Below are 20669 nucleotides of genomic sequence, written 5' to 3' on the forward strand. Positions count from 1 at the left end.
CTAGATGAGGAGAGCAACGTGAAAGCACGGGTAAAATGGACAGAAGGCCGCCAATTCGTGGCGGAATCCGGTAGCGGGCACAGCGTTGTGATCGACGGCCCGCCCGACCACGGTGGTCGCAACACAGGGCCTCGCCCAATGGAAATGCTGCTAATGGGCATGGGCAGCTGCACCGCTTTTGATATCTTGAATATTCTTGATAAAGCGCGTGCCAATGTGACCGACTGCGTTGCTGAGCTAGACGCCGAACGCGCCGATGAAGTGCCCGCCGTTTTTACCAAGATCCACGTCCATTTCGTGGTGACCGGTCGCGCGCTGAAAGAGAAGCAGGTGGCCCGCGCAGTTGAGCTCTCCGCTGAAAAATACTGCAGTGCCTCGATCATGCTCGTTAACGGCGGCGTTGAGATCACCCATTCCTTTGAGATTATGGAGGAGGCTCGGACGTGACAGACAATCTCCGACTCCACGGGTTTAACAACCTGACTAGCTCGCTGAGCTTCAACATTTACGATATCTGTTATGCCAAAACCGAAGAGCAGACGGCGGCTTACATCGACTATATCGATGAGCTGTATAATGCCGAACGTTTGACGCAGATCCTTAAAGACGTCACCAATATCATCGGCGCCCATGTGCTCAATATCGCCCGCCAGGACTACGAGCCCCACGGCGCGAGCGTGACGATTTTGATTGCCGAACATGAGCTTGATGAGGCGGCGCCTGAGCAAATTGAGCCAGGTCCCGGCCCGCTACCGGAGACGGTGGTTGGCCACCTGGATAAAAGCCACGTGACGGTGCACAGCTACCCCGAGTCGCACCCCGACAACGGTATTAGCACCTTCCGCCTGGATATCGATGTCTCCACCTGTGGTCATATCAGCCCATTAAAAGCGCTGAACTACCTGATCCACAGCTTCGACTCCGATATCGTCACCATGGATTACCGGGTGCGTGGCTTTACTCGCGATGTGGATGGCAAAAAACTGTTTATCGATCACGGTATTACTTCCATTCAAGACTACCTCGCTGAAGACACCAAGAATGCGTATCAGATGATGGACGTCAACGTGTATCAGGAGAACATGTTCCACACCAAGATGCTGCTCAAAGACTTCGAACTGGATAACTACCTGTTCGGCACGTCGCGTCGCGATATTACCTTTGAAGAAGCCCGGGATATCGAGGGCCGTTTGCGTAAAGAGATGCTGGAAATTTTCTACTCCCGCAATCTGGATTAAGCCCCCAAACGGGTCTCAACGCAGCACCGAAACACCAAAAAGCCAGCGAACGCTGGCTTTTTTTTCATATCAACTAAATATACTGGCTTATCCTGTCATTGCGAGGAGCCTGCGACGAAGCAATCTCTACCCGCGGTGGCACTCAAGTCGAGATCGCCGCGCTTCGCTCGCGATGACAGGAAGGGCATTAGGAGCCTGGCTTATATGTCATTGCGAGGAGCCTGCGACGAAGCAATCTCTACCTACGGTGGGCACTCAAGCCGAGATCGCCGCGCTTCGCTCGCGATGACAGGAAGGGCTATCGCCGTTTAATAAACGCTTGGCTCGCCTTCAGGGCGAGTCTTAAAACGTCGGTGTAGCCAGAGGTACTGCTCGGGATGCTTGCGAATGGCCAGTTCAATAAACTGGTTGATTCGTGTGGCATCGGCAACTTCATCGCCGCTGGGAAAACCTTCCAGGGCAGGCAGGCTTTCAATGGTATAGGTGGCGTTATCCGGGTTGCGGTGAAACATCATCGGCACCACTGACGCGCCGGTCATACGCGCAAGCTTGGCCGTTAAGCGAATAGTCGCGGCCTGCTGACCAAATAGCGGCGCAAATACGCTCACATCGCGGCCAAAATCCTGATCCGGTGAGTACCACACCATACGTCCATCCTTGAGCTGACGCACCGCGCCACGCAAGTCATAACGGTCGAGGGCAACACCAAAATTGCGCCCGCGGGCGCGGGTCATAAAACGCTCAAACAGCGGGTTATTATGCGGTCGATAGACCGCATCGGCAGAGAAAAACAGCGCGTGCAGGGCACCCCCTAAATCGAGGGAAGAGAAGTGAACCCCCACAATGATCACGCCTTTACCCCGGGCCTCGGCGCGGGCCATATGCTCTTCGCCGATGTAAGCGACCCGGTGGCGTAGGCTTTCGCCATCGCGACACCAGCCGGTTGCGGTTTCAATCAGACCAATGCCATTGGCAATAAAGGTATCTTTAACGAGCTGATACTGTTGCTGGGGACTCTTTTCGGGAAAACAGAGCGCTATATTGGTTTCGGTAATATGGCGCCGCCGTTTGGCAAAGCGCCAGGCGAGCAGTCCAAGCCCTTTGCCAATGGCCATTTTTAATCGCCAAGGCAACCAGGCAGCGATATACATGGCACCAATAGCCAGCCAGGTGGGCCAGTAACGCGGGTGGGCGAATGAGCGCGGGTAACGTGATTTCGACATGCAAACAACCGTTTAAGCAGAACGCCCATGATAACGCCGCGGCGCCCGAGGCAGTACCCCTGTTAGCAGCGTATAGCTGATGGTATCGCAGTAGCGGGCCACTTCATCCACCGACAGCACCTCGCCGTTGCTGGCCCTGCCCCACAATACAACGTCGCTGCCAATCGCGGCGTCGGGTACGTCCGTCACATCAACGGTCAACATATCCATGGAGACTTTTCCGGCAATCGCACAGCGCTGGCCGTTGACCAGTACCGGCGTGCCATCGCGGGCATGACGGTCATAGCCATCACCGTAGCCGCAGGCGACCACGGCAATGCGTGAACGCCGCGGTGCGCGCCAGCGCCCGCTATAGCCAACGGGCTCGCCCTCTTCCAGCTCCCTCAGGGCAATTATTTCCGAGCGTAGGGTCATCACCGGCTGCAGTTGCTGAGTGATTTCGTTGGCAACTTCCAAGGGGTCGCTGCCGTAGAGCATCACACCTGGCCGGTTCCAGTCACCATGGGCCACCGGCCACGCCAGGGTAGCCGGTGAGTTGGCCAGGCACAGCGGCGCTTCTAGCTCGCTAGCAAGACCTTGCAGCCGGGTCATTTGCTGGTTGAAATAGCGGTTATCGCGGGAATCGGCGCTGGCAAAATGACTCATAAGGTGGAGCGAGGCCACGCTTGGCGCGGCACTTAGCTGACGCCAGATAGCGGCGGCCTCGTCGATGGCAAAGCCCAGGCGGTGCATGCCGGAGTCAACTTTCAACCAGACAGGAATTGGCTTTTTAGGTGAAGCGGCTAACAAAGCATCAACCTGCCATTGGCTGTGTACCGCAATCCAGAAGCCGTGGGAATCCACCAGCTCCAGCTCGTCGGCGCTGAAGATACCTTCCAACAGGATGATGGGTTGGGTAATGCCGCCCTGGCGCAGGGTAAGCGCCTCTTCGATACAGGCAACGGCAAACGCGGGAGCCTGGCCTTCCAGCGCCTGAGCGCAGGCCAGCGCGCCATGCCCATACCCATCGGCTTTGATAACTGCCACTGAGCGGCTTTGCGGCGCGCAGCGGCACGCCAATTGATAGTTGTGACGCAGCGCGTCCAGATCAATATCGGCCACAAGGGGGCGCATGTGCTTTCTCACTTACCTGATTTAGCAATAAAAGTTTATTAATAAAACTGCCAGCAATAAAAAGCCGAGTAAGCGCTCACTGGCGCTCGCCCGGCTTAGAGAGATAACGCGATTTACGTTCGCCTAAGCTTCACTCAGGTTTCAAACAGCGCCTCTAAAGAAAGGCCCTGTTTTTCCAATGCACGGCGTAGTTTCTTGAGTGCTTCGACCTGAATCTGGCGAACTCGCTCGCGGGTTAAACCGATTTCGGCGCCCACCTCTTCCAAGGTGGCCGATTCGTGACCGCGCAAACCAAAACGGCGCACCACGACTTCGCGCTGTTTTTCGCTCAGCTCATCCAACCAAAGATCCACATGCTCTTTAACGTCGCCATCCACTAGCCGCGCCTCAGGCCCCTGCACTTCATCGTCAGCCAATGTATCGATCAGCGGTTTATCACTTTCACCACCCATGGGGTAATCGACAGATGATACGCGCTCATTAAGACCGAGCATCTTTTTGACCACATCGACCGGTTTATCAAGGTGATCAGCGATCTCTTCGGCGGTGGCTTCATGGTCAAACTTTTGAGTCAATTCACGCGCCGCACGCAGGTAAATATTGAGCTCTTTGACCACGTGAATGGGCAAGCGGATCGTCCGCGTCTGGTTCATCAGCGCCCGCTCAATGGTTTGACGAATCCACCAAGTGGCGTAGGTCGAGAAACGAAAGCCCCGTTCGGGGTCAAACTTCTCTACCGCGCGAATCAAACCTAAATTGCCCTCTTCGATCAAATCCAGCAACGTCAAGCCGCGGTTTAGGTAGCGGCGGGCAATTTTCACTACCAGCCGCAGGTTGGATTCAATCATTCGTGAGCGACCCAAGGGGTCGCCTTTACGCGCTAAGCGGCCGTAGTAAACTTCCTCTTCTGGCGTTAACAGTGGCGAAAAGCCGATTTCGTTGAGGTAGATTTGCGTCGCATCCAAGCTTTGGGTCGATTGACGATCCTCACGCCCTAGCGCTTTCTCAAAGGCATCTTCTTCTATCGTGACATCGTCATCGGTATCATCAAGTGCCTCCTCAGCAGCGTCCAGGTCAACCTCCTGTAGATCTTTCTCCAACATACTCATGGCCTTACCCCTCGTTTGTCGCCTACCCGCCATTTAGAAAGTCAAAGGGTGCGTTCTAAGACGCACACCATATTGTTATGTGACGATTGTTATATGACGCTCGAATGCTGCGATTCGGGCAACGTCCAAGTTATGCGCTGACTGCTCACTATCCCGGTGAGTGCATTAGCGAGAAGGCAGGAAGTCCATGGGATCTTGCGGCTGCCCATCACGGCGAACTTCAAAGTGTAATCTGACGTTTTCAGCATCGCTATCCCCCATTGTGGCAATCACCTCACCAGCCTCTACTACGTCATTTTCACTGACCCGTAAGCTGTCGTTATGAGCATACGCGCTCAGGAACTGATCGTTGTGCTTGAGAAGGATGAGGTTGCCGTACCCCCTGACGCCACTGCCCGCATAAACCACAATGCCGGGGCCTGCTGCTTTAACAGGTTGCCCCTTTTCACCAGCGATATCAATCCCGGCGGTGATGCTATCACCCTGACCAAATGCCCCGACCACATTACCATCGGCAGGCCACTGCCAGTCGATGTTTTCGGCGGGCGTATAGGTACGCGATGAACGGTCTACGCTGGCACTTTGTGTGGCAGACGCTGCTTCAGGCTGTGGTTCGGGCTCAGATTCGGCCTCAGATTCGGGCTGCGGTGCCGGCGCTTGCTGTGGCTCAGCTTGTTCGGGTTCTGATGATGGCTGTGGTTCAGGTTGCTCGGCGGGCTCAGGCTCAGCCGCCGCGACGACTTCAGGCTGAGGTGTTGAGGACGATTCATCAGCCTCTTGCTCTGCTGCATTGCGTTCAGCGGTAAGGCGCTGGTTGCGTTGAATCGCGGATTCATCGGGCAGTAGCCAATCCAACTCCTGGTCGTCGCTGGCCACTGAGGCCGTCTGTGGGCTCAGCCCGGTCGCCACTGCGCCACTTGAGGTATTCGTCGTGGGCTGGTTACTGGCCGTTGATGCCAACCCAGCGCCTTCACGCAGGGCAATCGTTTGCCCTGGCCGAATTTGGTAGGGCGGATCAATGTTATTGATTGCCGCGAGCTGGCGATAATCCAAATTGTGCTGCCAAGCAATGCCATACAAAGTATCACCCGCTTTCACCGTGTACTGGGGCGAGTTTTCCACCGCCTGGCGTGCTTGGCTTAAATCGCGCACCTGGGGGCTTCCGCCTTGCTGGCTGGCACAGCCAGCAATGGCTAATGCCAGCGCCGACATCATGAGTACTTTAGGTATATGACCTTTACGCATTCAAACCTACTCCTTTTCAGCGCCAAGCTGGGTATCGATTGGCCGACGATCTGCATGTCGGTTGAGTAACACGACAATGAGGGCACCCACGGCCATTAGCGCAACAACACCGGCCACTTGTGCCGAAGCGCCGGTCAATACGGCATAGTCAGCGGGCAATAAATAGCGGTACTCCAGAGGAATCATTTGCCCTTCTGGCCCGATTTGGTAGCGTAACAGCTCGCGCCATGGCCAGAGAACCGGCAGCGAACCGGCAATAAACCCCAATAGCAGTTGCATCGTTGGGGTATGGTGACGCCGTAACAGCCAGGACAGAAGTCGTGAAAACAGCGCTAAGCCGACTATGCAGCCCATGCCAAACAGCACGATAATGCCCAGATCCAAACTGCGAATTGCACCCATAATGGTGCCGTAGAGGCCCATAGTCAGCAATAGAAAGCTACCTGACACGCCCGGTAACAGCATGGCGCTAATCGCGATGCAGCCTGCCACCATGACTACCAGCGCTTCATTACCAATTAATAACACCAGCGGCATCATGCCCGGTAACGCCTGGGCGAGCACTAGCCCCACCAGTAGCGGCAATAGATACCAAAGCTTCCAGCCGCTACTCGCCTGCCCGACCACCAGAGCAGAGGCTGCCACCAGGCCAAAAAAGAAGCCATCCAGCAGCAACGGGTGCGCTTCCATCAACCAGAGCGCTAAATGCGCTACGCTAAACAGGCTAACCGCAACCCCCGCCAATAGCGGCACCAGAAAGGCGAGATTCAAATGGTTGCTAAGAGCCCGCCAGCCACCGCGGTGCCAAGCGCCGATGGCACCGGGGCCAAACTGTTTGATCGTATTGATCAGCTCTTCATAGATACCGCTAATAAATGCAATCGTTCCTCCCGACACGCCAGGCACTGCGTCGGCGGCGCCCATCCCTGCGCCTCGTAAAAATATTCCCAAGGGTTGCCGCTTCAATCCACTACTCCTTGCAGTAAGGGTACAAAACGCACGGGCTCAAGCCGACGTTTTTCAAAGGCACTGCCAATGCGCTTTACTTGAGTAAGCCACTGGTTGCCATCGGGCTCTTCCAACGGAGCAATCAGCACCCCGTCGTGGCTCAATTGCTCTAGTAGCGGTGTGGGTAGCGTCTGTGCGCAGGCGGTTAGCAAAATAACGTCAAACGGCGCAACGTCTGGCCAACCATAGCCGCCGTCCGCCACCGCCAGTCTGGCAGGTGCTGCTAGCCGTCTTAACCGCTCCGCCGCACGCTCGTGTAGCGCACTGATGCGCTCAATGGAGTAGAGCTCTTCGACCAAGCGCGCCAGTATTAACGTCTGATAGCCAGACCCTGTCCCCAGTTCCAATACCCTGCGCGGCTCGGCGCGCAACACAAGCTCCGTCATGCGCGCCACGATGAACGGCTGCGACAGCGTTTGGCTAAAGCCAATGGGTAGCGCGGTATCTTCGTAAGCGCGATGGGCCAGCGCTTCATCAACAAATAGATGACGCGGCTCTCTGGCCATAACTTCCAGCACCCGGGCATCGCTGATGCCCTGCTGCATGAGGCGCTCGACCATGCGGTCACGAGTACGCTGGGAGGTCATGCCGCGACCGCGCAGCTCTCCTGGAGAGATATCAGGCAAAAACATCCAACCATTCCTGCACATCGTTAAGCGCGGGGTGCCGCGTTAGGTCTGTTTGTAAGGGAGTAATCGACACATAGCCCGCCTCGACGGCAGCAAAATCGGTATCATCACCGTCATCGGCATTGGCCGCTACCGGCGCAATCCAGTAGCGCGTACGCCCCCGCGGGTCTTTTACCGCTAACGGTTTCTCGGCTGGCCCACGATAGCCTAAGCGAGTCACTTTTACGCCTTTAACCTCCTCCCAGGGCACATCGGGCACATTGACATTCAGCAGCGTTCTCGGCGGCAGAGAGAGCTGATCAGCAGCACCAATCAAGGTGGCAGCGACCCTGGCAGCGGTGGCGAAATGACGCTCGCCACACAGCGACATGGCAATCGCCGTCATACCTAAATTACGCCCCTCCATCGCCGCCGCGACAGTGCCTGAATAGAGCACGTCATCGCCCAGATTACTGCCGTGATTGATGCCGGAGATGACTAAATCGGGTTTTTCATCCCATACGCCGTGAACGCCCAAATAAACGCAGTCCGCGGGAGTACCATCGACGCTATAAAAGCCGTTATCCAGAGGCGTCAACGAGAGAGGCCGTGACAGAGTAAGCGAGTTGCTAGCACCACTGCGGTCTCGATCAGGCGCCACTACGCGAATATTGGCATGGGCCAACAGCGCATCGTGCAGCGCACGCAGTCCGGGCGCGTACACACCATCATCATTGGAAAGCAGCAGTCGCCGCATAGTGGGTCTCCCTGTTCTTAACCACAAAAGTTATAAGCACAAGAGTCGTAAGCCAAGAGTGATAGCCACAAGAGACGTGAGCGCAAAAGCATATGCACGAAACGCGGCCGCTCATATCCCTCTCTTTTACTAACTTTTCTGTATGCTAATCTCAAATCTAATAGCTAAATCAGTTCGCTAACATCAGCTCACCCAGCACAGCGGTGGCAAAGCTGCCCCGCGGCAGCGAAAACGAAAGCCGGACAGCACCTGACTCCCAAGCATACTGGGGTTCCAGCAGCCGCATACGAAGTGCACGGCGTGCCTGCTTTACTCCGCTGCGTTGTAAGCCACTGCATAGCCCAGGGTAGTGCTCCAGCAAACGGGCTTCATAGCCAGCGGCGTCGCCCTGGTCAGCTTCACCAACGCCCCAAAGCACCCCAGTGGGATGCACATCCAGTTCAGCGGCGCGGGCCTGAAGCGTATGGTCGGAGGCGTCGATACGAAACACACTTTGGGTGCCGTCCAGCATCAACGTGTCTCCCGCCAGCGGCTGCGACCAGGTGCCATCCGCAATGCGCGCGCTGAGCAGTTCGTTAAACAAAAAACTGCGCGCAGTGGAGAGCATCATACCCTGGCGATCGTCGCGTTTTCGCCAACCTCGGTTAAGTAATGCTTCGGCACGCTGAAGATTACGTCCTTCGGGCCCAAAGCGCTGGGGGCCAAAATAGTTAGGCACGCCATGCTGACAAAGGGCTTCCCAGCGGCTGACAAAATCTTCGCTTTCAATGGCCTCACCGCTAAGGCGCAATACAAAACGGTTAGTGCGGTGAACGCCACGCTTCAGCTTACGTGGGTGGCGCGCCTGCTCAACGACAGTGATCCCCAGCGCATTAAGCGACTGCTCAAGCTCCGTGGGCGCGTCGCGGCCGGGCAGATGCACGCTCAGCCACTGGCGCGTGACGGCAATGCGGTCTTTCATGCCAGAGTAACCGATATCACGGGGCGTTACGCCACAAAGCCGACTTAATGTATTGACGACATCTAACGTGGTTTGATTGCGCTTTTCAACTCGCAGCCACAAATGTTCCCCGTGTGCTTCAGGGGTGAAATCCAGCTGCTCATCGACCCAAAAATCTTCCGGCTGGGCACGGTACTGGCCCGGTTTGGGAGAGCCAAATTGAGCATCGAGACAGCGCTGCCACTCAGGCATATTAATCATTAAGCGCCTCAGCACGGTTAAGCAGCACCACCGCCTCCGCGGCGATACCTTCACCGCGCCCGGTGAAACCTAATCGTTCGGTGGTGGTGGCTTTAACGTTGACTTGACCAAGCGCGACGCCTAGATCGGCAGCAATGACTTCTCGCATTGCCTCGATATGCGGTGCCATTTTAGGTGCTTGAGCCATTAGCGTGGCGTCGATATTGACCACCCCATAGCCTTGACCTTGAGTCAGCGTGACTACATGACGCAGCAGCTCGCGACTATCAGCCCCCGCCCACGCCGGGTCAGTATCGGGGAAGTGGCGGCCAATATCGCCCAGCGCACAGGCGCCCAACAGTGCATCACTAATCGCGTGAAGCAGCACATCGCCGTCGGAGTGGGCCACAAAGCCGTGTTCAAACGGCAGCTTAACGCCGCCGATCATTAAATGATCGCCGGGGCCGAAACGGTGTACATCAAATCCGTGGCCGATACGCATTATAAGCTCCTAGTGATTAAAGCCTGTCAGGCGTGTTAACGGTTTGTGCCGCCATAATCGCGGCTGCCAGCGCCAAGTCATCCGGGTGGGTAATTTTCAGGTTGTCGCGCCGTCCGCTTACCAACTGTGGGCATTCGCCCAAGGCTTCAACCGCCGAGGCTTCATCGGTTACCAAGGTTCGTTGCTGGCGGGCGGTTTCTAAGGCTCGCCGAAGTAGCGCATAGCGAAACCCTTGGGGCGTTAGCGCGTGCCACAAGTCATCCCGCGGTTCGGTTCGCGCGCTTTGGCACTGATCATCGGCACGCTTCATGGTATCCGCCACCGGCATCGCCAAAAGCGCGCCTGCGGGGTGGGTCGCGGCGGCTTGGTACAGCGCCTGGAGATCGCTCACGGTAATACAGGGGCGGGCCACATCATGCACCATCACTACGTCATTATCATCGGCGGCCATCGCGTGCAGGGCATTTAAGACGCTGTCCATTCGCTCATCGCCCCCGGTCACGCGCTGCCAGACAGTAAAAGGCACCCAGCGGGGCGAGAACCAGCGGTCGTCGGCATCTAAACAGAGCACCAAGCGAGCGCTAGGAAAGGCGCTATGAAGGCGTGCCAAAGTATGCGCCAACACCGGCTGCTCATCGGCCAAGGTTAAGTACTGTTTGGGCTTATCGGCCCCCATACGGCGCCCTTGACCCGCCGCGGGCACAATTAACCAGGTTTGGCTCACTGTGGCGGCTCCTGGGGAGCGACCAGACCTGCATTAATACCGATAAGCTCCTTCTCAATCGCTACACCAGGCACCCAGAAGAACTGCTCGTCGGTGCGCACCATGCCCATATCGCTACGTGCCCGCTCCTCAATGGCGTCTAAACCGTTTTTTAAATCCGTCACTTCGGCCGCCAGCCGCGCATTGCGCTCGCGCATGGGCACATTGGCCGCCTCTTGCACCGCGACCCGCTGCTCCACTTGCTGCAAATCGTGCCAGCCACCGTTGCCTAACCACAGCTCGTACTGAAGCAGCGCCAAGACAGCGAGCAATGTCATCACTAACCATTTACGCATCACGGCACTCCTTGGAAATATCGGCTGGATTTTATTCAAAGCCCTGGTTTGATCAAAAGCGGCGTTGATACACTAAAGAGTGCTTATCGGCGCGCATTATGCCATTAAGGGGCAGCACCAGCGAGCCGCACGTCGTTATAATGACAGCTTAAATAACTACTTAAATGGCAGCGCTTGATGGGCCGCATCGCGGTAGGCGCTGACATGCTCGCCCTCTTCATGACAAAACTGGGCAACACCTGCGGCAAGCCCAGGGTGGCTAATATAGTGCAGCGAACGCACACGCTGGGGCGCAAACCCGCGTACCAGCTTGTGCTCGCCCTGGGTGCCCGGATCAAACAGCGTTAAGCCGCGCTGCAAACAGTACTCGATACCCTGGTAGTAACATGCCTCAAAATGCAGGCAATCGGCGACGACTTCACTCCCCCAGTAGCGCCCATAGAGCGTGCTACTGCCACGAAAATAGAGTGCTGACGCCACCGGGCGCCCTTCAACGTAAGCCTGCACCAGCACCAGCGCCTCTGGCATGGTTTGGCGCAGGCGCTCAAAAAAGTCATAGTTTAAGTAAGGCGGCCTGCCGCGCTCATGGTAGGTAATTGCATAGCAGCGATAGAAATGCACCATGTCCGCTGATGTAATTGCATCACCCTCAAGGTGCGCTACCTGTAGCCCCTGCTCGGCGACCAAGCGACGCTCGCGCTTGATCATCTTGCGCCGTTTCGATGTCATGCTGGCTAGAAAGCCCTCAAAATCGCCGAAGCCGCGATCACGCCACTGAAACTGTACGCCTTCACGCGTAATAAGCTCAGGACACTGCGCCTGCCAGGCGGTGACATCGGCCTCGTCGGCAAATAGCAAGTGCCAGCTAGACAGACCGAGACTTTCACACTGCTCGCGCCAGGCGCCGGCCAGCAGCCCACGGACGGCGCGGGCATCGACATTCTTGGCGATTAACGTGCGCGCGCCAGGCACTGGCGTAAACGGTACCGCACTGAGGGCTTTTGGATAGTAGCGACCACCGGAACGCTCTAGCGCTTCCGCCCAACCCCAATCAAACACATACTCACCGTAAGAGTGGTGCTTGCGGTACATCGGCAGCGCCGCTACCAACTGCTCGCCTTGCCATACACTCAGATGGCACGGTTCCCAGCCCGTGGCCTCACTGACCGAGCCGCTTGCCTCCAGGGCGTGTAAAAACGCGTGACGCAAAAAGGGCTGATCATTATCGACCAGTGAATCCCACTGGCTTGCCGTAACGGCCTCAATGGTGGGTAGAATGGTGATCGATAGTGGGGGTAACGGCATAGCACCTTCCCGAACGTGTGGGGGCTAAAAGGTCACTTTACACTAACTGTTTATATAAACCGTTTACACTAACCATCTACACCGATGTCTAAATCAACTGGCTAAATCAACGAGCTATGCCATCGGGCTATGCCAACGAAAGCAGATACGGCTATTGAACTGCAGTATTTAACGTTAACGCCACGCCGGTAACGGCATATGAGGAGAGTCCATGACGCGCGATATGACGGGTGACTTTCAAACGCAGCGCCACGCTGTCGATCAAATGCCCTACCCGACGCTAACGGTGCGTCGTGACCGGCTGGCCCGCCTCGCTCGTATGACCAAGCATCACCAGCTTGAGATTATCCGCGCGATTCAAACGGATTTTGGTCAGCGCAACGAGGTGGAAATACGCATGGCTGAAATCAGCGCGGTGCTCCACGCCATTCGCCATGCCAGACTGCATCTATGGCGCTGGATGCGCCCTTGGTCGGTCAGCATGCCGTGGCGATTGATGCCTGCCCGGGCACGCATCGCGCCGCAGCCGCTGGGCGTTGTCGGCGTGATGTCACCCTGGAATTACCCCTGGAGTTTGGCGCTAATGCCGATAGTGGATGCATTTGCTGCGGGCAATGTGGTGATGCTTAAACCCAGCGAGCACTCCCCCGCTACCAGCGCCCTACTGCAGCGACTGGTGCCGCAATACTTCACCCCTGAAGAACTCAAGGTAGTAGAAGGCGATGTAGAGGTGGCGCGTCGTTTTAGCAGTTTGCCGTTCGATCACCTGGTGTTCACCGGCTCCAGCGCGGTAGGTCGGCAAGTGGCCCAAGCAGCCGCGGCGAATTTGACCCCAACGACGCTTGAACTGGGCGGCAAGTCGCCCGCCATCGTGGCAGGCGATGCGGATTTCGACAAAGCGGCAGCAGATATTATTTTTGGAAAAGGCATGAACGGCGGGCAAACCTGTATCGCCCCCGACTACGTGCTGGTTGAGAGCCGCCATATTAATGCCTTGGTTAAAGCGTTGAGCGAGGCTATTCAACGGCAGCGCCCCGACGATCATGCGGCCACCCACGCGATTAACGCGGCCCACCAGCAGCGGCTAGATGCCATGCTGCAAGAAGCCCAAGACCACGGCTGCAGAGTCATCGATCACGGCACTCATGCCCCAGCGCTGATTATCGACCCCCACCAGGGGCTACAGGTGATGCGCGAAGAGATTTTTGGCCGCTGCCTACCGGTAATTGGCATTAGCGATATGTCGGCCGCAATACGTTATGTGAATGCCCGCCCTCACCCGCTGGCACTGTATGCCTTCACACATGATAAGGGCTTACAGCAGCAGTTGCTGCAAACGACACGCTCTGGCGCACTGGTGTTTAATGCCACGCTTCTTCATCACGCCGTTCCTTCACTGCCCTTTGGCGGCGTCGGCGAGAGTGGCATGGGCGCCTACCATGGCCGTCACGGCTTTGAGCGTTTTAGCCACTTACGCAGCGTTTTTTATCAATCAAAACGCACCTCGAGCCACTTGCTTTATCCACCTTATCGGCGCTGGTTAATGAAATTGTTAGGAGTCGGTTAAAGCTTAAGAACTGATGATCGTTTGCTAATAACAAATTTTCACAATGCCCTTATGATATATTTCACATACGCTCTACGTTGGAATTATCTACAAAGCCCACGTAAGCACAGCAGAAACTGCCCTGAGCATTTGCAACAGCTTACTGAAACTCGTGGGAAAACTTTTGTAAGCATAGGAAATTTGCTGCTTTCCATACACGACACGGAGACCGTTAATGGCTCATGACTTACTTGACCGCTTACGCGAACGTTTAGAAGAACTCAACCGATCGGAGCGTAAAGTCGCCAATGTAATTCTTGAAGACCCAACGGTCGCCACCAGCCTAAGCATTGCCAGCCTGGCCCAGGCAGCTAGCGTCAGCGAACCCACGGTTAACCGGTTTTGCCGTAACTTTGGCGCCAAGGGGTATCCCGATTTTAAAATCAAATTGGCCCAGAGCTTAGCTGGCGGCACACCCTATGTGACCCGTGCAGTGGAGCCTGGCGACTCCGCCACCCAGTACACCCACAAAATCTTTGGCGCCACCATCGCCGCCCTCGATGAAGCCCAGCGCGACATCGATATGGGTGCTGTCGAGCGCATGGTCGACTACCTTACCCAGGCCAAGCAGATCCATATTTTTGGCTTGGGTGCCTCTGGCGCGGTGGCCCAGGATGCCCAGCACAAGTTCTTCCGCTTCAACCTGCCGGTGATGGCATACATTGATGTGCTGATGCAGCGTATGGTCGCCGCCGCTTGCCATACGGGGGATGTGGTGGTGATTATCTCCTACACCGGGCGCACCCGGGAGCTGGTGGATATCGCCCGTTTGGCGAGGGATGCAGGGGCCGTCGTTCTTGGTATAACCGCGCCAAACTCGCCACTGGCCAACGAATGCACCGCCACCCTGGATGTCGCTACCCCCGAAGACACCGACCACTACATGCCGATGACCTCGCGGGTAATTCAATTAACGCTGATTGATGCGCTGGCCACTGGGGTAACCTTGAGGCGTGGTGAAGACTTCTTACCCCACCTCAAGAAAATCAAAGACAGCCTGCGCGACACCCGCTTTCCGGTAGAAAAGCCCGGTAAGTGAATGATAAATAGCAAGTGAATGGAAAATAGTGAGGGGTGAATGGTGAGTAGCGAATAGAAAGCAGTTAGCTCACTGCGGCAGTCACCGTAATTTCCACTTTAAGCTCATCGGCGGGCATGGGCGCGCAGACGCAGGTGCGCGCCGGTGCGTAGCCTGCGGGCATCCAGGCATCCCATACCCCGTTCATAGCGGCAAAGTCACTGCCCTCTTTCAGGTAGATCGTCGCGCTAAGCAGCTGCTCACGGCTTGAACCAATCTCTTTCAGTAGCGCATCCACCCGCGCCAGCATGCTTTCCGTTTGGGCAGTAATGTCGCCCTCGCGGGCCTCCGGGCCAGCCACTTGGCCGCACAAATAGGCCACGCCCTGGTGAATCACCGCACGGCTCATGCGGGCTTTTGTATCGTGGCGTTGAATGGTCATAGGGAAAACTCCTAGTGGGTTTAAGAAAAGCAGTCTAAACCGCTTGGCTTATCCTTGACTATGCCTTCTTATCAAAGCCGATCCGTAGGTACCGGCCGATGCTCAAAGACCCGCCGGAGCACAAAGCTGGTATGCGCGCCGGTAACACCCTCGATGCGGTTAATCACATGCAGCAGCAGGTGTTGGTAGTCATCCATGTCCCGCACCAGGATTTTGAGCTGAAAATCCGCCGCCTGACCGGTAATGATCAGGCACTCGATAACGTTGGGTATCTCACGAATATGGCGCTCAAAATTATCGAAGCGCTCCGGCGTATGCTGATCCATGGAAATATGCAGCAGCGCCATTAACTGATAGCCCAGTTGGCGGGAATCGACCTCCGCACGGTAGCGCAGTATTAGGCCGTGCTCCTCCAGAGCCCGCACCCGGCGCAAGCAGGGCGAAGGCGAAAGCCCGATGCGATCAGCCAACTCCTGATTACTGATGCGCCCCTCCTGCTGCACAATATCCAGAATATGGCGATCAAATCGATCAAGCGACAGCGGCATTACGGCCATAGAAAGCAGCTCCTACCAATAAAAGCGAATTATGCGATATTTAATGTCAATTATTGGCGATAACACTACATTTTCGCAATAACCTTTCGTCGCTCTCCGCATACACTATGTCAAGTACGAGATAGCTAGTAAAAGATAGTCCAGTAAGAGATAGCTCAGTACCACAAGAGTCATTGCCACAAGCAGCCCCTTAAAGTGCCTCACCCTGGCACTGCAGCAATGCGGCATACGCCACAAGCGGCCGCTTTTAACAACTCACCGCCTTTAGGAAACTCACCATGTCTGCTTTTGATCATCGCAAATATCGCCCTGCGCCCCGCGTACCTGCCTTCAATCGCCAATGGCCAGATCGTGACCTGGATCATGCCCCGATCTGGGTGAGCGAAGACCTACGCGACGGCAATCAGGCGCTGCTTGAGCCGATGACCGTTGAGCAAAAGCAACGCTTCTGGCAGCAGATCGTTAAAGTGGGCATTAAAGAAGTCATGGTAGGCTTTCCTTCGGCCAGCCAGCCCGACTACGACTTCGTGCGTTGGCTGATCGAAGAGAATCAAATTCCCGATGACGTCACCATAGCGGTACTAGTGCAGTGCCGTGAACACCTGATTGAGAAGACCTTTGCCTCGCTGGTGGGTGCCAAGCGCGCCATTGTTCACCTATATAATTCCACCTCCACCATTCAGCGCGAGCGGGTGTTTGAGATGGATCGTGCCGGGATTGTCGATATTGCGGTACAAGGGGCCACCTGGGTCAAAACCTACGCCGACCAATACCCCGAGATTGAGTGGTGTTTCGAGTACACCCCGGAAAGTTTCTCCAGCACCGAGATCGATTTTTCGCTGGAAATCTGCGAAGCGGTGATGGATGTGTGGCAGCCGACGCCAGAGAATAAATGCATTCTCAACCTGCCCACCACGGTGGAAGTGGCCGGGCCGCACCATCACGCCGATCAGATTGAGTACTTTTGCCAGCACATTAGCCGCCGCGACAGCGTGATTATCTCGGTGCACACCCACAATGACCGCGGTGGTGCGGTAGCCTCTGCTGAACTCGCCCTGCTGGCCGGCGCCGAGCGGGTAGAAGGCACCCTGCTGGGCAATGGCGAGCGCACGGGCAATATGGATATCGTCACCCTGGCGATGAATCTCTACAGCCAGGGCATCGATCCTGAACTGGATCTATCCAACCCTGATGAAATCATTCAGGTGGTCAACGAGTGCACCGGTATCGCTATACACCCGCGTCACCCCTGGGTGGGCGAGATGGTCTACACCGCTTTCTCGGGCAGCCACCAGGATGCGATTCGTAAATCCCTCAAGCACCAAAAACCCGACGAGCCTTGGCAAGTGGCTTATCTGCCCATCGACCCCCATGATATCGGCCGCGATTATCAGGCGGTAATTCGCGTCAATAGTCAGTCCGGCAAGGGCGGTATGGCTTTCCTGCTTGAGCGGGATTACGGCATTAACCTGCCGCGCTGGATGATGCTGGCTTTGGCCCCCTTTGTTCAGCAAGAGAGCGAGCGGCGCGCCAGCGAACTCTCCAGTGAAATGATTCGCCAGGTGATGTTCGACAATTTCACCCAGGAAGCGCCCCTATCTCTTGTGGATTATCAGCTCTCCAAAGGCCAGCAGGAAGGCATTGAGCTGACACTGAAACAGGGTGACGAAACGCTGCGCCTTTCTGGCAAGGGCAACGGCGCGATGTCGGCATTTACCGATGCGTGGCAACGCCACTCCGGCAGCAGTGTAGGGATTATCGATTACAGCGAGCATTCGCTGGGTGCCAGCAGTGAAGCCAATGCCATCGCCTTCGTTCAGCTCAATATCGATGGCCAACGGCTTTGCGCAGTGGCCGAAGATAGCGACACCGTGAGTGCATCGCTCAAGGCACTGTTGTCAGGTATTAACGCAACGATTAATCCTGGTCAGACAACTGAGCAGCAGCAAGAAGCTGCCGCCGAAGCGTAAACGGCTTGGCTCTAAGGAGCAGGGTCTAATCAGCACACTCAATACACTTCAGCACTAATGGGTCCCAGGTGAGGCGTTTGGCCCCAATCCATTCGCCGCACTCTATACACTCACCAAAGCTTTCACTCTCAATGCGTTGCAGGGCAGCGGCAATCTGCTTCAGCTTTAGCTGACGTCGCTGCTCGCCTGCTTTGGCCATCGCTTGCCCTTGCATTGCATCCATACGCGACAGCCGACCTACCGACGTTTGATCCAGCATCACCGTATCCCGGGACTCTTCACTGCTGGCGCTCTCCTCGCGGAGCGTGGCGTCAAGAGCAAGTAATTTCTCACGGATAACGACTATATCCACCTCAGGGTGATTCATCTGCACCTCCCACTAGCCTACAATCATTTACCAACAATCGTTAACCTACTAATTATTTGATCGCGAAGGGAACGTTACGATGGGCTATCGCACCCTGCTGCGCGATCACCGCAGCGTACTCAGTATCGCTTTTCTAGCGATGTTTAGCTCAAGCCTTGGGCAGAGCTACTTTATTGGTCTTTTTCAAGCGCCCCTTTCAGACCACCTGGGTCTTAGCGTCGGCCAGTTTGGCACCGCCTATGCCGTGGTTGCCCTGATAGCGGGTTTCTGCATGCTGCGCTTTGGGCCCTCCATCGACTGGATTAACCCACAGCGCTTTGCGGCAATCGTCTTGTCACTGCTGTTAACCGGCGTTGTACTGCTTACCTTATCGCCCTGGTGGTGGCTGGGGATAGTCGGCCTTGGCATAGTGCGGCTATGCGGCCAGGGCATGTTGACCCATTTGGGTAACACCCTCGCTGCCCGAGAGTTTTCCACCATGCGCGGCCGTGCCATTGGCCTGGCTAACCTAGGGATACCGCTGGGAGAAGCGCTGCTGCCCCCGTTAGTGGCGGCTGCGCTTATCTGGAGCAGTTGGCAAACCTTCTGGTGGCTACTGTGTGGCGTCATCGCCTTGCCTTGGCTGTGGCTACTGTTAAAAGCACCTTGGCCCGACGCACCGGGCGTTAAACCAACCAGGCAGACGCCCCATGGCCCTCGTCCCTTTCGCGAAAAACGCTTTTGGCTGCTAATGCCACTATTAATGGCCCTCCCCATCACCATGACGGGGCTGTTTATCTATCAAGCGCAATTAACGGAGTCTCTGGAGAGCTCCCTGGCGGTTTACGCCCTGGCGCTGACCGGCATGGGAATCGCCAAACTGCCGGGGGCCTTATTAGGAGGCCGCTGGGTGGATAAACTGGGCCCCGTAAAGCTAGCCCGCCTTTACCTACTCCCCTACGCCTTTGCCATGGTGATGGCACTCACCATTGGCGGGCATATCAGCATTTGGGCATTGATGGTAGGGGGCGGCTTGGCCATGGGCGCGCAAGAGCTAATTGCATCGGGTCTGCTGATCAAGCTATGGGGAGCTGAGCACCTAGGGAGGGTTCGCTCCGCTCTTAGCGCTGCCATGGTGTTCTCCACCGGCGTCGCGCCCGCCGTACTGGGGTTAGCCCTTAGCGCAGGCGCACCTTTTCATGCCCTTCTATTAGGCATGCTATTGTTTATCATCGCCGGTTGGCTACTGGCTCAGCGTGTACTGCGGGAAACCTCCACTATCCCGGCTGAGCCATAAAAGTGCAGAAATCAGCGCAAAATCAGCACCGGCAACTGGGCATTACGCAACATTGTGGTGGTAGTACTGCCGACCAGCAGGTGACGGATCCGCGAGTGGCCGTAGGCGCCCATCACCAGCATGTCGATATCATGCTCTTGCTTATAGGTACGCAGCGTCTCTTCCACCTCGCCCGCGCGTATCGCCCCTTCGGCGGTGTGCCTGGCCTCGCGTAAGGTTTCCAGCGCCCAGCTCAGCTGCGAGCGGTTTTCAGCGGTTTCCGCGCCCACAATCACCACGTGGCAGGTAGCGCCCTCAAACAGCGGGCTTTTGGCCAGCATTTCCACGCCTTTACGAGCCGTTTTACTGCCGTCAAACGCCATCATCACATTGTGCGGTTGAGTAAACTCTTTCGGCACCATGAGAATCGGGCAATGCATTTCCCGCACCACGCGCTCTAGGTTGGAACCTAAATGACCACTGGCTTGGTGCGCCGTCTCGCCCCGCTTGCCTACCACTAACAGCCTTACACCTTTTCCATTCTCGACCAGGGTTTCCACCAGAGTGCCGTTGCGCTGCAAACACTGCGGGTCGGCAATACCGGCGTTGGCCGCGCGCTCCTTGGCGGCGTCGAGTAGCAGGCGGCCCCGCTCGCGGGAGACTTTGGCATGCTGCTCTTCAATAGCTGACAGCTTTTCCAGCAGGTGCTCTCTAGTACCTAGTCCCAGGTTACCGGTTAAATCCGGCTCAGCTACTTGGGCATGGTTATCCACGGTATGAATAAAACTGAGCGGAGCATCCAGGGCTTGGGCGGCCCAAGCCGCATAATCACACACGCCTTCTGAAAACTGAGAACTATCAATAGCTGCCAACACGCGATCTGACATGAGGTACTTCTCCTTGAGCATCAACATTATTTTTATATTCTCACCCTTTTCTACACGAACTCATTGACCCGCGACACCCTAGGCTTTGTTCGAAAACTGCCTACGCTCGCCTATACGGCGTTAAAAATCATCTCAAAATGCTCATTTACACCCCGTAAATTCGCACGCGAATCCGATCCTTTTTTCGTTGATTTTTGCCTTGTCTAGCCTTCGCTCGCCG

General features: G+C 56.2%; 22 protein-coding genes. 6 read left to right on the forward strand and 16 right to left on the reverse strand.

Annotated elements, in window-relative coordinates:
- Positions 1–18 precede the first annotated feature (18 nt).
- Together RO22_RS16110 and speD are read left to right on the forward strand one after the other, a co-directional pair.
- Positions 19–447 (forward strand): OsmC family protein, encoded by a 429-nt coding sequence (locus tag RO22_RS16110; RefSeq protein WP_022522364.1) that lies wholly within the window; start codon positions 19–21, stop codon positions 445–447.
- Positions 444–1238, forward strand: coding sequence for an adenosylmethionine decarboxylase (speD, locus tag RO22_RS16115; protein WP_022522363.1), 795 nt, complete (start codon positions 444–446; stop codon positions 1236–1238). The genes RO22_RS16110 and speD overlap by 4 nt, the downstream gene beginning before the upstream one ends.
- A 308-nt stretch (positions 1239–1546) precedes the next feature.
- On the opposite strand, the gene lpxL is transcribed toward speD, so the two are convergent.
- The 12 genes from lpxL to RO22_RS16175 all read right to left on the reverse strand — a co-directional run bounded on the left by lpxL (position 1547) and on the right by RO22_RS16175 (position 12347).
- A complete protein-coding gene (gene lpxL / locus RO22_RS16120) occupies positions 1547–2461 on the reverse strand; it encodes an LpxL/LpxP family Kdo(2)-lipid IV(A) lauroyl/palmitoleoyl acyltransferase (protein WP_009287327.1) in 915 nt (304 codons plus the stop codon).
- 12 nt (positions 2462–2473) lie between these two features.
- Complete coding sequence (gene alr / locus RO22_RS16125; protein ID WP_022522361.1) at positions 2474–3574, reverse strand: alanine racemase; 1101 nt, start codon at positions 3572–3574, stop codon at positions 2474–2476.
- 134 nt (positions 3575–3708) lie between these two features.
- Complete coding sequence (gene rpoS, locus RO22_RS16130) at positions 3709–4683, reverse strand: RNA polymerase sigma factor RpoS (RefSeq protein WP_022522360.1); 975 nt, start codon at positions 4681–4683, stop codon at positions 3709–3711.
- Between the two features lie 165 nt (positions 4684–4848).
- Positions 4849–5928, reverse strand: a complete 1080-nt coding sequence (locus RO22_RS16135) for a peptidoglycan DD-metalloendopeptidase family protein (RefSeq protein WP_083868793.1) — start codon at positions 5926–5928, stop codon at positions 4849–4851.
- A gap of 6 nt (positions 5929–5934) precedes the next feature.
- Positions 5935–6894, reverse strand: coding sequence for a DUF368 domain-containing protein (locus RO22_RS16140; protein ID WP_009287330.1), 960 nt, complete (start codon positions 6892–6894; stop codon positions 5935–5937).
- Positions 6891–7568, reverse strand: a complete 678-nt coding sequence (locus RO22_RS16145; RefSeq protein WP_041158833.1) for a protein-L-isoaspartate(D-aspartate) O-methyltransferase — start codon at positions 7566–7568, stop codon at positions 6891–6893. Before RO22_RS16145 ends, RO22_RS16140 begins: the two co-directional genes overlap by 4 nt.
- Positions 7555–8301: a 5'/3'-nucleotidase SurE gene (surE, locus tag RO22_RS16150; RefSeq protein ID WP_022522356.1), complete on the reverse strand. Its 747-nt coding sequence runs from the start codon at positions 8299–8301 to the stop codon at positions 7555–7557. Before surE ends, RO22_RS16145 begins: the two co-directional genes overlap by 14 nt.
- Positions 8302–8470: 169 nt before the next feature.
- Positions 8471–9502 carry a tRNA pseudouridine(13) synthase TruD gene (gene truD / locus RO22_RS16155; RefSeq protein WP_027958032.1) on the reverse strand — a complete coding sequence of 344 codons (1032 nt, stop codon included), beginning with the start codon at positions 9500–9502 and terminating at the stop codon, positions 8471–8473.
- Positions 9495–9983, reverse strand: a complete 489-nt coding sequence (gene ispF / locus RO22_RS16160) for a 2-C-methyl-D-erythritol 2,4-cyclodiphosphate synthase (protein WP_022522354.1) — start codon at positions 9981–9983, stop codon at positions 9495–9497. Before ispF ends, truD begins: the two co-directional genes overlap by 8 nt.
- 16 nt (positions 9984–9999) lie before the next feature.
- Positions 10000–10707, reverse strand: a complete 708-nt coding sequence (gene ispD, locus RO22_RS16165; protein ID WP_009287334.1) for a 2-C-methyl-D-erythritol 4-phosphate cytidylyltransferase — start codon at positions 10705–10707, stop codon at positions 10000–10002.
- Complete coding sequence (gene ftsB / locus RO22_RS16170) at positions 10704–11042, reverse strand: cell division protein FtsB (protein WP_022522352.1); 339 nt, start codon at positions 11040–11042, stop codon at positions 10704–10706. Before ftsB ends, ispD begins: the two co-directional genes overlap by 4 nt.
- A gap of 156 nt (positions 11043–11198) precedes the next feature.
- Positions 11199–12347 carry a GNAT family N-acetyltransferase gene (locus RO22_RS16175; protein WP_041158834.1) on the reverse strand — a complete coding sequence of 383 codons (1149 nt, stop codon included), beginning with the start codon at positions 12345–12347 and terminating at the stop codon, positions 11199–11201.
- 211 nt (positions 12348–12558) lie between these two features.
- Between RO22_RS16175 and RO22_RS16180 the strand changes: the two genes are divergently transcribed.
- Both RO22_RS16180 and RO22_RS16185 read left to right on the forward strand, forming a co-directional pair.
- The gene (locus RO22_RS16180; protein ID WP_009287336.1) at positions 12559–13914 is read left to right on the forward strand and encodes an aldehyde dehydrogenase family protein; all 1356 of its coding nucleotides are present in this window, start codon (positions 12559–12561) and stop codon (positions 13912–13914) included.
- Positions 13915–14128: 214 nt separating this feature from the next.
- Positions 14129–14992, forward strand: a complete 864-nt coding sequence (locus tag RO22_RS16185; protein ID WP_009287337.1) for a MurR/RpiR family transcriptional regulator — start codon at positions 14129–14131, stop codon at positions 14990–14992.
- 64 nt (positions 14993–15056) lie between these two features.
- Here the strand turns inward: RO22_RS16185 and RO22_RS16190 are convergent, their stop codons facing one another.
- Together RO22_RS16190 and RO22_RS16195 are read right to left on the reverse strand one after the other, a co-directional pair.
- Positions 15057–15413, reverse strand: a complete 357-nt coding sequence (locus RO22_RS16190; RefSeq protein WP_022522349.1) for a RidA family protein — start codon at positions 15411–15413, stop codon at positions 15057–15059.
- A gap of 71 nt (positions 15414–15484) precedes the next feature.
- The gene (locus tag RO22_RS16195; protein WP_022522347.1) at positions 15485–15970 is read right to left on the reverse strand and encodes an Lrp/AsnC family transcriptional regulator; all 486 of its coding nucleotides are present in this window, start codon (positions 15968–15970) and stop codon (positions 15485–15487) included.
- Positions 15971–16248: 278 nt separating this feature from the next.
- On the opposite strand from RO22_RS16195, the gene RO22_RS16200 reads away from it, so the two are divergent.
- A complete protein-coding gene (locus tag RO22_RS16200) occupies positions 16249–17940 on the forward strand; it encodes a 2-isopropylmalate synthase (protein ID WP_009287338.1) in 1692 nt (563 codons plus the stop codon).
- A gap of 25 nt (positions 17941–17965) precedes the next feature.
- Here RO22_RS16200 and RO22_RS16205 read toward each other — a convergent pair whose 3' ends face one another.
- Positions 17966–18307 carry a TraR/DksA family transcriptional regulator gene (locus RO22_RS16205; RefSeq protein ID WP_027958037.1) on the reverse strand — a complete coding sequence of 114 codons (342 nt, stop codon included), beginning with the start codon at positions 18305–18307 and terminating at the stop codon, positions 17966–17968.
- Between the two features lie 79 nt (positions 18308–18386).
- On the opposite strand from RO22_RS16205, the gene RO22_RS16210 reads away from it, so the two are divergent.
- Positions 18387–19583 (forward strand): MFS transporter, encoded by a 1197-nt coding sequence (locus RO22_RS16210; RefSeq protein WP_041158835.1) that lies wholly within the window; start codon positions 18387–18389, stop codon positions 19581–19583.
- Between the two features lie 11 nt (positions 19584–19594).
- Here RO22_RS16210 and RO22_RS16215 read toward each other — a convergent pair whose 3' ends face one another.
- Positions 19595–20449, reverse strand: a complete 855-nt coding sequence (locus tag RO22_RS16215; protein ID WP_041158836.1) for a universal stress protein — start codon at positions 20447–20449, stop codon at positions 19595–19597.
- Between the last annotated feature and the right edge of the window lie 220 nt (positions 20450–20669).

The organism is Halomonas sp. KHS3 (genome assembly GCF_000830495.1).
GTDB lineage: Bacteria > Pseudomonadota > Gammaproteobacteria > Pseudomonadales > Halomonadaceae > Vreelandella > Vreelandella titanicae.

What these genes read in the sequence shown, in the direction of transcription:
- ispF (WP_022522354.1), bottom strand. Translation starts at nt 9,983, where the DNA reads ATGCGTATCGGCCACGGATTTGATGTACACCGTTTCGGCCCCGGCGAT.
- RO22_RS16145 (WP_041158833.1), bottom strand. Translation starts at nt 7,568, where the DNA reads ATGTTTTTGCCTGATATCTCTCCAGGAGAGCTGCGCGGTCGCGGCATG.
- surE (WP_022522356.1), bottom strand. Translation starts at nt 8,301, where the DNA reads ATGCGGCGACTGCTGCTTTCCAATGATGATGGTGTGTACGCGCCCGGA.
- rpoS (WP_022522360.1), bottom strand. Translation starts at nt 4,683, where the DNA reads ATGAGTATGTTGGAGAAAGATCTACAGGAGGTTGACCTGGACGCTGCT.
- RO22_RS16185 (WP_009287337.1), top strand. Translation starts at nt 14,129, where the DNA reads ATGGCTCATGACTTACTTGACCGCTTACGCGAACGTTTAGAAGAACTC.
- truD (WP_027958032.1), bottom strand. Translation starts at nt 9,502, where the DNA reads ATGATTAATATGCCTGAGTGGCAGCGCTGTCTCGATGCTCAATTTGGC.
- RO22_RS16205 (WP_027958037.1), bottom strand. Translation starts at nt 18,307, where the DNA reads ATGAATCACCCTGAGGTGGATATAGTCGTTATCCGTGAGAAATTACTT.
- RO22_RS16200 (WP_009287338.1), top strand. Translation starts at nt 16,249, where the DNA reads ATGTCTGCTTTTGATCATCGCAAATATCGCCCTGCGCCCCGCGTACCT.
- RO22_RS16135 (WP_083868793.1), bottom strand. Translation starts at nt 5,928, where the DNA reads ATGCGTAAAGGTCATATACCTAAAGTACTCATGATGTCGGCGCTGGCA.
- RO22_RS16175 (WP_041158834.1), bottom strand. Translation starts at nt 12,347, where the DNA reads ATGCCGTTACCCCCACTATCGATCACCATTCTACCCACCATTGAGGCC.
- RO22_RS16215 (WP_041158836.1), bottom strand. Translation starts at nt 20,449, where the DNA reads ATGTCAGATCGCGTGTTGGCAGCTATTGATAGTTCTCAGTTTTCAGAA.
- RO22_RS16180 (WP_009287336.1), top strand. Translation starts at nt 12,559, where the DNA reads ATGACGCGCGATATGACGGGTGACTTTCAAACGCAGCGCCACGCTGTC.
- RO22_RS16195 (WP_022522347.1), bottom strand. Translation starts at nt 15,970, where the DNA reads ATGGCCGTAATGCCGCTGTCGCTTGATCGATTTGATCGCCATATTCTG.
- RO22_RS16210 (WP_041158835.1), top strand. Translation starts at nt 18,387, where the DNA reads ATGGGCTATCGCACCCTGCTGCGCGATCACCGCAGCGTACTCAGTATC.
- RO22_RS16190 (WP_022522349.1), bottom strand. Translation starts at nt 15,413, where the DNA reads ATGACCATTCAACGCCACGATACAAAAGCCCGCATGAGCCGTGCGGTG.
- lpxL (WP_009287327.1), bottom strand. Translation starts at nt 2,461, where the DNA reads ATGTCGAAATCACGTTACCCGCGCTCATTCGCCCACCCGCGTTACTGG.
- ftsB (WP_022522352.1), bottom strand. Translation starts at nt 11,042, where the DNA reads ATGCGTAAATGGTTAGTGATGACATTGCTCGCTGTCTTGGCGCTGCTT.
- alr (WP_022522361.1), bottom strand. Translation starts at nt 3,574, where the DNA reads ATGCGCCCCCTTGTGGCCGATATTGATCTGGACGCGCTGCGTCACAAC.